The sequence below is a fragment of the Enterobacter sp. 22466 genome (genome assembly GCF_052044775.1).
Taxonomy (GTDB): domain Bacteria; phylum Pseudomonadota; class Gammaproteobacteria; order Enterobacterales; family Enterobacteriaceae; genus Enterobacter; species Enterobacter dissolvens.
Genome location: NZ_JBQENX010000010.1, coordinates 124776 through 140219, shown reverse-complemented (window position 1 = coordinate 140219; position 15444 = coordinate 124776). Strand labels below are relative to the sequence as shown.

General features: G+C 56.6%; 13 protein-coding genes. 8 read left to right on the top strand and 5 right to left on the bottom strand.

Annotated elements, in window-relative coordinates:
* Nucleotide 1: 1 nt before the first annotated feature.
* The 5 genes from ACTJJI_RS21975 to ACTJJI_RS21955 all read left to right on the top strand — a co-directional run bounded on the left by ACTJJI_RS21975 (nt 2) and on the right by ACTJJI_RS21955 (nt 4962).
* Entirely contained in the window at nt 2-946 is a 945-nt protein-coding gene (locus tag ACTJJI_RS21975) for an ABC transporter permease (RefSeq protein ID WP_194516185.1), read from the top strand.
* Nucleotides 936-1742 (top strand): ABC transporter permease, encoded by an 807-nt coding sequence (locus tag ACTJJI_RS21970; protein WP_014832081.1) that lies wholly within the window; start codon nt 936-938, stop codon nt 1740-1742. The genes ACTJJI_RS21975 and ACTJJI_RS21970 overlap by 11 nt, the downstream gene beginning before the upstream one ends.
* 24 nt (nt 1743-1766) lie before the next feature.
* Complete coding sequence (patD, locus tag ACTJJI_RS21965) at nt 1767-3191, top strand: aminobutyraldehyde dehydrogenase (RefSeq protein WP_440655546.1); 1425 nt, start codon at nt 1767-1769, stop codon at nt 3189-3191.
* Nucleotides 3192-3946: 755 nt separating this feature from the next.
* Nucleotides 3947-4120 (top strand): GhoT/OrtT family toxin, encoded by a 174-nt coding sequence (locus ACTJJI_RS21960; RefSeq protein ID WP_013096478.1) that lies wholly within the window; start codon nt 3947-3949, stop codon nt 4118-4120.
* A gap of 86 nt (nt 4121-4206) precedes the next feature.
* Nucleotides 4207-4962, top strand: a complete 756-nt coding sequence (locus ACTJJI_RS21955; RefSeq protein WP_440655545.1) for an alpha/beta fold hydrolase — start codon at nt 4207-4209, stop codon at nt 4960-4962.
* Between the two features lie 56 nt (nt 4963-5018).
* On the opposite strand, the gene ACTJJI_RS21950 is transcribed toward ACTJJI_RS21955, so the two are convergent.
* From ACTJJI_RS21950 to ACTJJI_RS21940, 3 genes are read right to left on the bottom strand one after another with little or no spacing between them, the layout of a single operon-like run.
* Nucleotides 5019-7193, bottom strand: a complete 2175-nt coding sequence (locus tag ACTJJI_RS21950) for a virulence factor SrfC family protein (protein WP_440655544.1) — start codon at nt 7191-7193, stop codon at nt 5019-5021.
* Nucleotides 7190-10171, bottom strand: coding sequence for a virulence factor SrfB (locus tag ACTJJI_RS21945; protein WP_083021385.1), 2982 nt, complete (start codon nt 10169-10171; stop codon nt 7190-7192). The genes ACTJJI_RS21950 and ACTJJI_RS21945 overlap by 4 nt, the downstream gene beginning before the upstream one ends.
* A gap of 4 nt (nt 10172-10175) precedes the next feature.
* Complete coding sequence (locus ACTJJI_RS21940) at nt 10176-11522, bottom strand: SrfA family protein (RefSeq protein ID WP_368529182.1); 1347 nt, start codon at nt 11520-11522, stop codon at nt 10176-10178.
* A gap of 283 nt (nt 11523-11805) precedes the next feature.
* On the opposite strand from ACTJJI_RS21940, the gene ACTJJI_RS21935 reads away from it, so the two are divergent.
* Nucleotides 11806-13404 carry an ABC transporter substrate-binding protein gene (locus tag ACTJJI_RS21935; protein ID WP_248041178.1) on the top strand — a complete coding sequence of 533 codons (1599 nt, stop codon included), beginning with the start codon at nt 11806-11808 and terminating at the stop codon, nt 13402-13404.
* Between the two features lie 96 nt (nt 13405-13500).
* Nucleotides 13501-13734, top strand: coding sequence for a YdcY family protein (locus ACTJJI_RS21930; protein WP_262761537.1), 234 nt, complete (start codon nt 13501-13503; stop codon nt 13732-13734).
* Between the two features lie 3 nt (nt 13735-13737).
* Here ACTJJI_RS21930 and ACTJJI_RS21925 read toward each other — a convergent pair whose 3' ends face one another.
* On the bottom strand, nt 13738-14187 hold the full coding sequence (locus ACTJJI_RS21925; protein ID WP_014832073.1) for a DMT family transporter: 450 nt from the start codon (nt 14185-14187) through the stop codon (nt 13738-13740).
* Complete coding sequence (locus tag ACTJJI_RS21920; RefSeq protein ID WP_014832072.1) at nt 14184-14702, bottom strand: GNAT family N-acetyltransferase; 519 nt, start codon at nt 14700-14702, stop codon at nt 14184-14186. Before ACTJJI_RS21920 ends, ACTJJI_RS21925 begins: the two co-directional genes overlap by 4 nt.
* Before the next feature lie 150 nt (nt 14703-14852).
* Here ACTJJI_RS21920 and ACTJJI_RS21915 point away from each other — a divergent pair, with 150 nt between their 5' ends.
* Complete coding sequence (locus tag ACTJJI_RS21915) at nt 14853-15428, top strand: helix-turn-helix domain-containing protein (protein WP_014832071.1); 576 nt, start codon at nt 14853-14855, stop codon at nt 15426-15428.
* Nucleotides 15429-15444: the final 16 nt, after the last annotated feature.

Below are 15444 nucleotides of genomic sequence, written 5' to 3'. Positions count from 1 at the left end.
AATGGCGATGAGCGTCTTACATCCTCCCGCACCACGCGGTACCCTAAGCCGCATTACTGCGAACTTCTGGCGCAAACCGTCGCTCGGGATATTCCTGCTTCTGCTGGCACCGCTGATGTGGTTTGGCATCGTCTATCTGGGATCTCTCCTCACGCTGCTGTGGCAGGGCTTTTATACCTTTGATGACTTCACTATGTCGGTTACGCCGGACCTGACGCTGGCGAACATTCAGGCACTTTTTAACCCGGCAAACTACGACATTATTATCCGTACGCTGGTGATGGCGATTGCGGTCACCCTCGCCAGTGCCATTCTAGCCTTCCCGATGGCCTGGTACATGGCGCGTTACACCAGCGGCAAATGGAAAGCGTTCTTCTATATTGCCGTTATGCTGCCGATGTGGGCGAGCTATATCGTCAAAGCGTACGCGTGGACGCTGCTGCTGGCGAAAGATGGCGTGGCGCAGTGGTTTCTCACCCATCTGGGGCTGGAGCCTATTCTGGTCTCTGTTCTGACGCTCCCGGCGATTGGCGGGAACACGTTATCGACCTCCGGGCTGGGGCGGTTTCTGGTCTTTGTCTACATCTGGCTGCCGTTTATGATCCTGCCCGTGCAGGCGTCGCTGGAACGGCTGCCTGCCTCGTTGTTGCAGGCCTCTGCCGATCTCGGCGCGCGTCCGCGTCAGACCTTTCGTTATGTTGTTCTGCCTCTGGCGATCCCAGGTATCGCGGCGGGCTCGATATTTACCTTCTCTCTGACGCTGGGGGATTTTATCGTGCCACAGCTGGTAGGGCCGCCGGGCTATTTCATTGGCAATATGGTCTATGCCCAACAAGGCGCCATCGGCAATATGCCCATGGCCGCCGCCTTCACCCTGGTGCCGATTGTGCTTATCTCGCTTTATCTGGCGTTCGTGAAACGTCTGGGAGCATTCGATGCACTCTGAACGCGCACCGTTGTTCCTGAAAGTGGCAGCCTGGGGCGGGGTGATCTTCCTCCATTTTCCCCTGCTGATTATTGCCGTCTACGCCTTTAATACTGAGGACGCGGCCTTCAGCTTCCCGCCGCAGGGGCTGACGTTGAAGTGGTTTAGCGTGGCGGCGGGGCGTGGCGACATTATTGATTCCGTGACGTTGTCACTTCAGATTGCGGCGTTAGCGACGGCTATTGCCCTGGTACTTGGCACGCTTGCTGCAGCGGCGCTGTGGCGTAGCGCGTTTTTTGGCAAAAACGCCATTTCGCTGTTGCTGCTGTTACCGATAGCGCTGCCGGGCATCATCACCGGTCTGGCATTGCTGACTGCTTTCAAAACCATCAACCTGGAGCCTGGTTTTTTTACCATCGTTGTCGGGCACGCCACGTTCTGCGTGGTGGTGGTGTTTAACAATGTGATTGCCCGGTTCCGACGCACCTCCTGGAGCCTGGTTGAAGCGTCGATGGATTTAGGGGCCGATGGCTGGCAAACCTTCCGTTACGTGGTCCTGCCCAATCTTGGGTCGGCACTGCTGGCCGGGGGCATGCTGGCGTTTGCTCTGTCGTTTGACGAAATTATCGTCACAACCTTTACCGCGGGACACGAGCGCACGTTACCGCTGTGGTTGCTTAATCAGCTCGGACGTCCGCGCGACGTGCCGGTCACCAACGTGGTCGCACTGCTGGTGATGCTGGTGACAACCTTCCCCATTCTGGGAGCCTGGTGGCTAACCCGCGACGGCGAGAACAGCGCCGGGAGCGGGAAATAACATTGATTTCAACGGGACAATGCTATGCAAAAACGACTGCTGATTAATGGTGTACTGGTGAGCGGCGAGGGGGAAAAACAGCCGGTCTATAACCCTGCCACCGGAGAGGTTCTGCTGGAGATTGCTGAAGCGTCAGCCGCGCAGGTCGACGCGGCCGTGCAGGCAGCCGATCGGGCGTTTGCACAGTGGGGGCAAACCACGCCAAAAACGCGTGCCGAATGCCTGCTGAAACTGGCTGACGTTATTGAAGCGCATGCCGACGAGTTTGCCAGACTCGAATCCCTGAACTGCGGTAAGCCACTGCACTGCGCGCTGGGGGATGAGATCCCCGCGGTAGTCGATGTGTTTCGGTTCTTTGCTGGCGCGGCCCGCTGCCTGAACGGACTGGCGGCGGGTGAGTATCTGGACGGGCATACCTCGATGATCCGCCGCGATCCGGTCGGGGTTGTCGCCTCCATCGCCCCCTGGAACTACCCGCTGATGATGGCGGCGTGGAAGCTGGCACCTGCGCTGGCCGCCGGGAACTGCGTGGTGATCAAGCCCTCTGAGATTACGCCGCTGACCGCCTTAAAACTGGCCGAACTGGCGAAGGATGTTTTCCCGGCTGGCGTGCTGAACGTGTTGTTCGGGCGCGGAAAAACGGTAGGCGATCCGCTGACCGGGCATGAGAAAGTGCGCATGGTGTCACTCACCGGCTCAATTGCAACCGGGGAGCACATCATCGGCCATACGGCATCCTCGATAAAACGTACCCACATGGAGCTGGGCGGCAAGGCACCGGTTATCGTCTTTGATGACGCCGATCTGGATGCGGTCGTCGAGGGCGTGCGGACGTTTGGTTTCTACAATGCCGGGCAGGACTGTACGGCGGCCTGCCGGATTTATGCCCAGAAGGGGGTCTATGCTGCGCTGGTGGAAAAGCTGGGCGCAGCGGTGGCCAGCCTGAAGATGGGGGCGCCGGAAGAGGCCTCTACCGAGCTGGGGCCACTGAGTTCTGAAGCGCATCTGTCGCGCGTCTGTCAGGCTGTGGAGGAGGCCAAAGCGCTCAGCCATATCCGCGTGGTGACGGGCGGCAGTAAAAAAGAGGGGGCGGGTTACTACTTCCAGCCAACCCTTCTGGCCGGGGCAAAACAGGAAGATGCCATTGTGCAACGTGAAGTCTTTGGCCCGGTGGTGAGCGTCACTGAATTTGACGACGAAGAACAGGTGCTGGCCTGGGCTAACGATTCACAATATGGCCTGGCCTCGTCCGTCTGGACCCGGGATGTGGGGCGCGCTCACCGGCTCAGCGCGCGTCTGCAATATGGCTGCACCTGGGTGAATACCCATTTTATGCTGGTAAGCGAAATGCCACACGGCGGCATGAAGTTATCCGGTTACGGGAAAGATATGTCGGTATATGGGCTTGAGGATTATACCGTTGTCCGGCATGTGATGATAAAACACTAATATTTTGCTAAGTGGCTGTAATGTAATGAAAATATATTTCAGCCGCTTGCTTGTGGGGCATTGAAGTTAAAATGAGTGCTCAGCAGAGCTGCCTGGTCGATGATTATGCCATCCTGACTGGAGTTGGATAAACATGTGTAATAATGGCCCAAAACGGCAACTGGAATGACAGGTAATGGGATTTCAATATTGGTTCACGATATGTGCAATTTTTCTGACCTGCCCCTTTATGCTTGTTCAGTCGATTATCTTTTTGCGACGAGGTGTCTACACTAAAACCTTCAAGGGAACGATGCGAAAGGAATATATACACAAAGACAGTAAACCTAGTGAATACTGGTTTAACGTTATTGCTCAAATGATGATGAGTGTTGCAGTACCTGGTTTAGGCTTCTGGTTATTAGATGACTTACCTGCCTTTCATAATTGGCACACTGAAATCCGCGCAATGCTCCCTTTTTAATTCACCATTGAAAAGATGCCAAACCTCGCTCAGGCGGGGTTTTTTGTTGCCCGGAGATAACCACGGGCATCGAAGCCAGAGGGATTAAAGAGTCAAAGTGCAACCTTGATCCTGGATCTTGTCATGCATGGTTTACGAAGACGGATCCTTGTCAGGACATAGTTGTAACGCAATATACTCATTTGTTATTAGCCTTAATATTTAAGTGGTTATTCTGTAACGAAAAAACTTGATCTGTATCAACATATGACGCATATTGCGTGCGGTTATTTTTTCGGCTCTGGAATACAGAATGACGTTGTATCAAAAGATGTTGGTTTTTTACGCAATCATGGCTTCTATCTGCGCATTAATCACCTGGTTCCTGTCTAAAGATCGTAAACGCATCCGCCTGCTCAGCGCGTTTCTGGTAGGGTCGACCTGGCCGATGAGCTTCCCCGTTGCGCTGCTGGTCTCGCTTTTCTGAAGCACGCTTCCATTTTTAAACGATGAACATGGCATTCCTGCTACGGTAACTGTATAAATAAACAGTGCATCGTAAAAGGAGTGCTTATGAACAGTTTTTACTCGCAACATGCGGGTTGCACCGTCCGCTGGCATGATTTGCCCGGCTCTGGCGATCCCGTCGTCTTCATCCATGGATTGGGCTGCGCCTCTTCCTATGAATATCCCCGCGTCGTTCGTGACCCTCAGTTTGGCGGGGGCAGAACGATTCTCATCGATTTACCCGGCAGCGGTTACAGCGATAAGCCTGAGCACTACAGCTACAAAACTACCGATCAGGCCCGTGTTGTGGCTGAACTGGTGGATCATCTGAAGCTCGATGCCTTCTGGCTGTACGGTCACAGCATGGGCGGAAGCATCGCCATTGAAGCGGCGGGGTTGCTGGTACCGCGTGTTAAAGGGCTGATGGTGTCGGAACCCAATTTTCATGCCGGGGGTGGGATGTTCAGCCGCTCGATTGCCGCACAAACGGAACAGCAGTTTCTGGAGCAGGGATATCAGGCCATGCTCCGAACAGAAAAAACGGCGTGGGCCGGGTGCCTCCAAAGTAATGCCCCTTATGCTGTCTGGCGCGGCGCATCGAGCCTGGTGGCGGGCGTTGAACCAGACTGGGAAACGCAATTTCTGTCGCTGCCTTGCCCGGTGACGTTGATTTTTGGCGAGCTCTCTTTGCCGGATGACGATGTGCAGCGTCTGAAGCAGAAGGGCGTTGAGGTCAAAATCATCCCTGCTGCGGGGCACTCCATGTCGTGGGAAAACCCGTCGGCACTGGCGCAGACGTTAGCGGAGTGTATGGCGGCGTGATTATCGTTGCGGAATGTTGGCCGGGTAAGCGCAGCGCCACCCGGCAACAAAGGCTGCTACAGGATTAAAGCCCGAAGTGCCCGACGTGCGTCAGGCTGAACATCATGCGGATGCTGGTAATCGATGTTCTCAATCGCACGGCTATACAGTGCGACCAGCCAGTCGTACACATAGGCGGTGGCGGCGTGAACCGGTTGCTCTCCCAGGCGGGTGAGGCGCGGCATTGCGCTGCTGACCACCGGCGTGACAAATATTGCCTGGCCTTTGCGGATGCGGCTTGCCGGACGTTCATCAACAGGCGTCTGGTCGTAACCGAGCCAGCCAACGAAATTACCCATCACCGCATGCAGCTGTGCGGCGCTGCTCTTGTCGGTTTCGACAATGCGCTGAAGCTGCTGAGGCAGGTTCAGTCGGTAGCTGGCGACTACCAGAACCTCGGCAATTTGCTGTAACACGGCTGGATCCAGCCCCAGGCGGGTGGCCGCTGCGTCATTGCGACTCCACTGGCGCAGATGGTTCAGCCACACTTTATGCGCCAGGCGAGCTTTGTCCTTTGTCTGGTATGTACTGGTATTTTCCTGTGCATTGTCAGCAAACAGATCAATGCTATTCGTAAACAGACCGTTGACCTGTTCCTCGCGCGGCTGCTGGACGGCCAAAAGCGTTTCGAAGGCTTTAAGCGGAGGCAAAAGACCTTCGAGCAACTCGCCGTGACGGGCGGCGCTGCTTTGCAGTGTGCGCACCATATTTTCGGCCTGAGCACGTCTTGCGCCTGGCTCTTCCACCAGAGGTGCCAGATAGCTGTGCATTAAAGCCGACAGCTCCTGGCGCAGTGCCGTTTTCAGCGTGTTGAGACGTTTCTGTCGCTGGGCAGGTAACGTGGCCTGAGACAGCCACTCGATGACGCGCTGCATGCTGTGGCTGTCCAGCGCCTGCAGTGTCCCCCAGCGCAGTCCCGGCTGGCCGAGCAGATGCTGGACCGCTTCATCGAGATTCTGCCGGGTGGTAAAACGCGCGTCGTGAGGCGTAATCGCCCACACCAGACCCGGCAGGGCAGATTCCTCTGCAGGCTGCGTCTCTTTGACCCAGTTCATCAGCACCTTTGCTTTTTTTGCCGTCTGGTCATGCTGCGCGGTTGCATTGCAGATCACCAGTACATCTGGCTGCAGCTGCTGGCGATAGTGTTCCAGCAGCCACTGACATTTGGCCTGGCTTAGCGGATCGGCGCTGTTGTCTGCGAAGACCGGGATATCAATAATATCGACGTTATCCAGCGCGCTGCTCTCGACCGGCAGCACCAGCTCACGCGTGAGAAACGCCAGTACATCGACGGGAATGCTAATGGCATTCAACATCTCGCCGTTGTTCAGGGGATGCAGAAGCGTCTCCTGGGCGTCCGGAAGGGTAAAGGTGCCATGGGTCAGGAAGCCCTCTCCAGGCAGACCAAAGTTATCCACCAGCAGGCTGAGCGGGGCGGCAAGTTCGCTGGCGTGGCTGGTCTGGTGCAGAACATGGGCGAGTTTTAACCACTGCTGGGTCAGTTCCTGTTGCTCACCCCACAAGAGCGACCAGACGCTGGCCCGGGTGGTGAGATCAAGCGATGGCACCAGTTGCGCAAACTGATGCCACAGCACATCATCAATTTGCTGTCTGGCGGCAGGTACCGTGCTTTGCCAGAAGCGGGCAATTGCACCCACTTCCTGTGCAGTTATGCCGGGCACACCCTGCGGCTGGCGCAGACCGCGCCACTTCTCAAGGCGTGTCTCAATGACGGCCTTGTCCACGGCGCGGAACTGCGGGGACAACGAGGTATGGGCGATGAACAGCTGCACCAGCTCGGCCTCGGTCACCAGGCTCAGACGTAGCGGGAACGCCTCGTCAACCACCGCCGCGCTTTCACTGGTGAAGCGCAGCGCCATGTTGGTCAGGGCATGTCCCGGGTTGATATGCGAGAAGTAATCGAACGTGCGTTGCCCGGGGGTGACGTTCAGCCGCCCGTTACCGTTGCCGCACAGGGACAATAGCATGTGCGCTTTGGCGCACTGGGAATGGCCATACAGGCCAATGCTGCTCCGACGGGTCAGGGCCTGGTCAATGGCCTGCTCCCGCGCCTGCGCCGCATTGATACGGGCCAGCAGGGCGTCGGCATCGTTATCCAGCACCGGGGCGTGCAGGCGCGTCTCGTTAATCCACCCGATTAAGGCCTGCGTGGTGGTCATCGTTGCACTCATTTCAGATATACACTCCCGCTGTCGATCCAGTAGTGGCTGCCGCTATGACGGCGATCGGCCAGGGTATTCAGTTTGAAGGTTAAGGCGTCTGGTGGAACAGGGGTTCCATCCTGCAGCCAGGCGTCGCTCAGCGCGAAAGATTCCGGGCCTTCATGCTTGCTGCCTCCGCAGAGCTTAAGCCGCACGTTCAGCACGCCGTCACCCGCAATCGCTTTGGCCAGTTCCGCCGAGTTGATACTCAGGGTATACAGCGGCGTCGCCGGCCAGCGTGCGTTCGCCAGCTGGCGGAAGCCGAGCGTGACGTTCCCACGTAGCGGGAAATGCAGGCGGGCATCGAGTTTTGCGCCTGGCTTATCCAGGTCGATATCCTGATACCAGACGTTTTCCTCACGCAGTGTGTTAACGGTGTTATCCAGCACACCCAGATAGCGCACGGTAGAATAGGCGCCAATATCGGCCGCCTTAAAGTTAAAGCGCGGCAGACGCAAATCGAGCGCCAGACTGCAGAGCATGGCTCCTACGGCGGCGGTCGATTTCGGGTTGCCGATACGCCCCTGCTGGCTGAACGGATACCACTCATGCACCTGGTATTTATCCAGCCATACGATGCGATTGACCGGCACAGGTTGCAGATGACGGATCAGCGCCTGCACGCCCGGCAGACAGCCCGGGCGACCGGTGATCAGCAAAATATCGCAGCTGTAATGGGAGATTGCTTCACATACCGCATGAAGCGGAGAGGCCAGCGTGAACTGACCCGCCAGCATTGCATCCTGCATTTCGCGGAAATTAACATGCAGCGGCACGGCAAACAGGTCGAAGGCTTCAGAACCGGCAGGCAGGGCATGGTCGACTGCCTGCTGCAGGTAATTCATCACGTTGCGGGTTGGTTTCTGCGACAGCAGATCGCCAAAGGTGGCATGCAAACCGGCCAGCGGATCGTCAATGTCACTGGATTCCCACGCGGCAAGGATCGCATGACCGATCGGCATAAAGAGCTGAAGTGCGGTCTGCTGGCGCAATACCGCCTGGGTGTCGATACGACCGGAGTCACCAAACAGCGATGCCATCAGCATAGACGCGTCCGCAATACCGGATTTCTGCAGCTGTGTTTGCAGGGCTGGCAACACATAGCGCTGGATAACGTCCAGCAGCGTGTCGTCGCCGGCCACTTTAAACCCTTCGCGGAACAGAAGCTGCGGCGTGATTTTGACGTTATTCCCGGAACCGTCATCCAGCTGATAGTGGGTGATCGCCATATCTGTGGTGCCGCCGCCAATATCTATAGAGGCCACGCGCAGTGAACGGCCCGGCGGCACATCGGGCTCAGGTTCACGATCCGGGCGGGCGAGGGAGGCGAAAAACGCTTCCGTCTGGCCGCCGAAACGGGAGATCGCTTCGTTGTAGAGCCAAACCAGTTGCCCGCAGCTCGCTTCATCCCACTCCATCTGAATCTCAGGTACCGGCACCACGCTTTTATCCTGCTGCTTGCGGGAGGCAAAGTCTTCATCCTGCGGATGCCATCCCATCGCTTTCCAGACGATGGCAATCGCTTCAAACATGCGGCGGCGGAAGATCTCGCGCTCCTGCTTCGGCATCGCCGAGGGCAGAGTAAGGATCAGCGTGCGCAACTGGCGCGGAGACGCCGGGAAGCCCAGACGCAGGCGCGTAGCGACGCTGTTAATCTGGCCTAGCGCCTGTGCCAGCAACTCGCACAGCATATGGGTCATCAGGGTGCTGCGGCTGTACTGCGGGGAGAAGACCGGCAGACGCTCGTCCTGCGGCAGCGTAAACAGCGGCTCACCGTCATCGTTCATCAGGTTCATCAGCGGGAACGCGGTCGCCAGCGGCTCGCGCTGGGTTTTGCTGTTCATCTGGCTGAAACGCCAGTCCTGCACCACCGGCGTCTCATCCCACAGGTAGCGACGCGGGCTGGAGATCCCGCTGTTACCTTCGGTTCCCAGACGCTGCATGGCCAGCTTACGCGCTTCATCGCCAACCCGGACGATAGAAGGCCAGACGAAAGCATCCTCACGTCCGCTTTCAACGGAAAAGTGTTGCTTGCCAAAACGCGCTTCTGAGAACTCCAGGCGGCTGGTGAATAAAGGCTCATTGAGGAACTGCGGTTCGCTCAACGAGCGGACCTGCAGTTCGGCCGTCTGGCGCAGACCGTCGTTGGCGTCACCGTGATCTTCAATAATCACGCCGCAGGTATGGGTGTTGCCCACGTCGAGGATCAAATCGACCGGAATGGCAGGCGTGCTGAGCGTATGGGTGACAAATTTGACTTCCGGTACGGTGAGCTGTTCACCGAGCATGGTCAGCACATTCAGCCAGTGAGCCTGATACTCAAAGCTGCGCATGGCCTGCTGCAGATCGCGTTCTGAACGGTGTTCAACGTCCGAGGCATACTGCGTGAACGCTTCGCGCAGCCAGCCGTCTATCCACGTCTGGTCGAGGAAGTTTTCCACTTCGGCATCGCGCCAGGCCAGCGCGAAGCGGGTCCCGTTAAGAATGTCGTTTTCCACCGGCGACAGCGCGTAGGTGGCATGCTCCGCAATCTGGCTGTCGAGGGCGAGGGTGACGCGGTGGGTGTTGCCTGCGGTGTCAGGCGTCTCAAGCTTGCGGACCTGAACACGCGCCCAGTTGTCCGGGCCGTCAACAAAGGTACGCGGCGGGTTGAAACGCAGGAACGGAACCGGGAGCCAGACGCCATCCAGCACAGCCAGCGACTGATGCAGCGCTATGGTTGTCTCAGGCTTGACCACTTCAGGCTGGCCGCCGTCGGTGCCGGGCAGGGTGTAACGCCCGTTAACCAGGTCGAAATCGAGACGCAAAAGCGGGCCGTTCGCGGTTTTACGCACGAAGCGCCCGTTGCTGGCGGTGTCCTGTGGCGTCAGGCCGAAATCGAGGAACTGCACACCGCTGTTGGCAATAAGCGTGACGCTCTGTTTATAGTCGCAAAGATTTACCAGCATAGGATCAGGCACCTGCTTTCTTAAACGTCAGTGGAACGACGGTGTTTGCATCATAACGAGCACGACATTCGGCGACATCGCTGGTGCCTGCTTTACAGGAGACTTCCGGCATCGGGTAGCGGGAACCGTCTGTGCAGCGTGCATTACCGCGGCTCTTAATCATCAGCTCACCGGTGCTGTGCAGGCCGGAGAAGATCTCTACGCGGCAGACAACATTATCGCCATGCACGACACGGGCGAAGCCTTTATTGTTCTGGATCTGATAGCGCAGTGACGGCGGTTTGCCGGTCACCGGATCTTTTACGTCAAGAATGGCGCGCCAGGTGCCGTTCAGGAAACGCGTCGAGCCCGCTTTTACCTGGTTTGCCTCCATGACCATGGCATCTTTCGGGATCGCGGCAATCACCACCGGGGCAGACACCGGAGCGGGATCGGGTTCCTTCGCTTTACTCTCCACCACCTCAGCCTGATGCAGCGGCAGGTTCATCGCCAGCGGCTCAACCGCTTTAATCGGTTTTGGCGCAATTACCACGGGTTGCGGTGCCGGAGTCGCGGCTGGCGCTGGCGCGGTTGATGGCGCCTGTTTTGACCACAGCAGCGGGGCGGCAATGGCGGCAACAATGACCGCGGCAACCGGCAATGACCACAACGGTAGGCGACGCTTTTTCACAACTGGCGCAGGAGCCGGCTCTTCAACAGGTGGCGCAACGACTGGTGCAGGCTCGGGCTCATACAGATCTTCCGGCGTAATGCGCACAACGGTGGCCGGCGCGATCAGCGGTTCGTCTGCGTGTTCAAAGGTGACGGCCGGGGTCGGTTCTGGCTCTGGTTCAGGATCCTCTATCACCACCGGCGCAGGCTCAGGGATCAGCGATTCGCGCAGGCAGTCGAGTACATCATCGCGTGCATTTTCATTCAGGTTTACAAACCCCCAGAACGCAATGACCGGTTTACCGTCAACCAGATAGAGGAAGTTTTCGCCCGGGAACTGGAAGGATTTCGACAGCAAGGAGCCGAAGAGCTGTTGTGCGGTTTTAGGCGACTGGAGGCATTTCTTACTCAGCGATTCGACGCTGGCAAGGGTGTTTTCCAGATAGCGCAGGGCGCGAAAACGGTCATCTTCATTGGCCGTTTTCCAACTGGTGACGCTACCTTCCACCGGGGAGTACCAGTCCACGCGGTCAGCGCCGTCGTTGACCTGTGGAATAGCCAGACAGTCAACAATGGCCTGCTGTTTGCGCAACCGGAGTGCTTCACGTATTTGCAACGCTGATTCAAAAACGGCTTGTCCGCCGCCGCCAACGGCCTGAAAATCATCCAGATTACCGCTGCGTAAAAGAGTTTTTGCCACGATTTGATCCCATATACTTCTTCACCCCGTTACTTTAACGAAACCAGGAAGCAAGCAAACGGAGGAAGAGACGCTAAAAGCGCCGATTTCTTGTGGCATAGAAAGTGACGGTTGTGCTTGACGGATAATGGAACTTAAGACAAATCACCTTTTTCGGTACTGGTGGTAAAACCAGCGAAAAACGCGGCTTTAGAATAACCTGATAGTGTTTCGTTATTTGCCAGCGTATAGCGGCTGTGCTGTTATTACTGTCCTATATAATAAAACTGTCAGGGTTATAACCATGTCTACAGGGAAAACACTGCTCGCCCTTGCGCTGAGCGCTATTTTACCAGCCGGTGCCGCATGGGCGGCAAACAACGACACCCTTATTTACTGTTCTGAAGCGTCCCCCGAGTCGTTCAACCCGCAAATTGCCAGCTCAGGCCCGTCATTCGTCGCCAGCTCTCAGGTACTCTATAACCGCCTGATCAATTTCGACCCGGTGAAAAACACCCCGGTTCCGTCTCTGGCGGAATCCTGGACGATTTCACCGGACGGCAAGACCTATACCTTTACGCTGCGTAAAGGGGTGAAGTTCAACAGCAACAAATACTTCAAACCGACGCGCGACTTTAATGCCGATGACGTTATTTTCTCGGTCATGCGTCAGAAAGACCCTAAACACCCGTATCACACTGTGTCGCAGGGCAATTACGAATACTTTAACGACGTCGGCCTCGATAAGCTGATCCAGGACGTTAAAAAGGTCGATGATTATCATGTTCAGTTCACCCTCAGTGAACCGAACGCCGCTTTCCTGGCCGACTGGGGGATGGATTTTGCCTCCATTTTGTCTGCCGAATACGCGGATGCGATGCTGAAAAAAGGAACCCCTGAGAACGTCGACACCTGGCCAATCGGAACCGGCCCCTATGTACTCCAGCAGTACAAAGTGGATTCTCTCATCCGCTATGTGGCTAACCCGAACTACTGGGAAGGCCCGGTCCCGACCAAACATCTGATCTTCTCCATCACGCCAAACGTGGAGACCCGTCTGGCGAAACTGCAAACCAATGAGTGCCAGATCATTCCTGCGCCATCTCCGGTGCAGTTTGACGTCATTAAGAACAACAAAAACCTGACGCTGCATTCCGTCGATGCGCTGAACGTGGGGTATCTGGCGTTTAATACCGAGAAAAAGCCGTTTGATAACGTGCTGGTGCGCCAGGCGCTGAACTACGCCACCGACAAAAAGGCCATCGTTAACGCCGTCTTTATGGGCTCCGGTACGGTCGCGAAATCTCCAATTCCGCCAAATATGATGGGCTTTAATAAAGATCTGAAGGATTACAGCTACGACCCGGAAAAAGCGAAAGCCCTGCTGAAACAGGCCGGACTGGAGAAGGGCGCGGAGGTCACGCTGTGGTCAATGCCGGTACAGCGTCCGTACAACCCGAACTCCCGCCGTATTGCCGAGATGATCCAGAGCGACTGGGCGAAAGTGGGCGTGAAGGCCAAAATCGTCTCTTACGAGTGGGGAGAGTATCTTTCCGGAATGCGTAAAGGCGAGCATGACTCCGCGCTGTTCGGCTGGATGTCGGATAACGGCGATCCGGATAACTTTGCCGATGTGCTGCTGGGCTGCAATAGCATCAAAACCGGCTCCAACGCTGCGCGCTGGTGTAATAAGGATTATGATGCCCTGGTGCAGAAAGCCAAACTGACCAGCAACCCGGCCGATCGTGCGAAGCTGTATAGCCAGGCGCAGGAGATTTTCTATCAGCAGGCGCCGTGGATTGCGCTGGCAAACGGCAAAACGTTCTATGCCACCCGCAGCAACGTCACGGGTTACAGCGTGAGCCTGATGGGCAGTGATTTCTCAAAAGCGAAGTTGAACTGATCGTGCGCCCGGTGGCGCTGCGCTTACCGGGCCTACAGTACCCCAGGTAGGCCCGGTAAGGCGTAGCCGCCACCCGGCAACTGACAAGGAGTGACAATGTCACATTTAAACGAAGTTATTACCCGTGTGGATGCCGCGATTAAAGAGGGTGTGATAACCCACATGAACGAACTGCTTATTGAACTGAGCGATGACGCTGAGCTGAGCCGGGAAGAACGCTATACCCAGCAGCAGCGCCTGCGTACCGCGATTTCACACCACGGTAAGGAGCATAAAGATGAGATTGACGCGCGTCACGAACAGCTGACTAAAGGTGGCACGATCCTGTAGCGATTAAAACTGACGTCGGGCCACCAGCCACGCGCCCACCACCAGCATCACTGCACCGCACACCGGGCCGATCAGCGCACGCAGCGGGATGCCATGGCTTTTCAGCACGTCCATTATCAGTCCGCCGATCAGCTGGCTTGCCACCAGCACCGCAATAGTCGTCGCCGCACCAACGTTCTGGTAACCACTGATACTGGCAAAGACAAAAAAGGAGCCCAACAGTCCCGGGATCAACGTCCACCAGCGCACCGTTGACGCCAGCTCGCTAAACCCCGCAAGTCCCTGTTTGAACAGCAGAATACTGACAAACAGCACTATACCAACCAGTGAGTTCAGCAGCATGGCGATAAGTATGGTGGAGGAGGACTGGGTGATGCGCACCATCAGGGTATTTTGCACCACCAGACCAATGCCCGCCGCCACCAGAAAAGCCAGCGTCAGTGATTGATTCATTTAATCGCGTCCGGATCGCTGCGCTCATCAAGCTGCAGCTGCATAAAGGTTAAGTCCAGCCAGCGGCCAAATTTGGTGCCCACCTGCGGCATTTGACCTGTCGTCACAAAGCCAAGCGTCTGATGAAGATGAATAGAGGCGTGGTTCTGCGCTTCAATCCCCGCCACCATCACATGCTTGCCGATGTCACGGGCTTCGACAATCAACGCCTTCATCAGCGTGCGGCCAATGCCTTTGCCCTGGTGATCCGGATGGACATACACCGAGTGCTCGACCGTATGACGAAATCCGTCAAAGGCGCGCCAGTCACCGAAGGAGGCGTATCCGGTGATAATGCCATTCTCTTCGCTTACCAGCACCGGATAACCTGCGAGGGTGCGGGCCTCAAACCATGCGATACGGTTATCGGTATCGACCGTGGTATCGTTCCAGATCGCGGCGGTGTGCAGCACCGCGTGGTTGTAAATTTCACCAATAGCGGCGCAGTCTTCTTTGCAGGCATGACGAACGATCATGATGGAACCCCTGAATGTGTTGTTTACTATGTTATTACGTTATTACTACGATATTACACAACAGCTGTGGCAGATGGCTACGACATAACCCATATTTTTTTGTTATCAAAACCCCATTGAAATGCCTTTCATACACTATAGTATGACGTCATGAACACCATAACAGACACGATGAATCAACGGATTAGCGCAAGAATTCGCCTTGAGCGCGAATCGCGCGGTTGGTCGCTGAGCGAACTGGCCGAACGGGCTGGCGTCTCGCGGGCCATGATCCACAAAATTGAGCGTGGGGACAGTAGCCCGACGGCAACCCTGCTTGCACGCTTGTCCGGCGCGTTCGGCATCAGCATGTCAACCTTGATAGCCAGAGCGGAGATGCAGGAGGGAAAACTGCTGCGTCTTGCGAACCAGCCCGTCTGGCGCGATCCGCAGACCCACTATCTCCGCCGCCATGTCTCACCGCGTACGGATCTGCCTATCGACCTTGTGCAGGTTGAGCTGCCTGCGGGGAGCGATGTGCCTATGCCCGCATCGTCCTATGCGCTGGCCCGCCAGCTGATCTGGCTGCAGTCCGGGGAGCTGATCTTTCAGGAAGGCGACACCCGCCACGAAATGCAGGCCGGGGATTGTCTGGAGCTCGGGCCGCCCAATGACTGTCGGTTCATTAACGAAACCAATGAACCCTGCATCTATCTGGTGGTTCGGCTTAACCAGTCTGGCTCGTAATGTTAAGGCGCTCAGG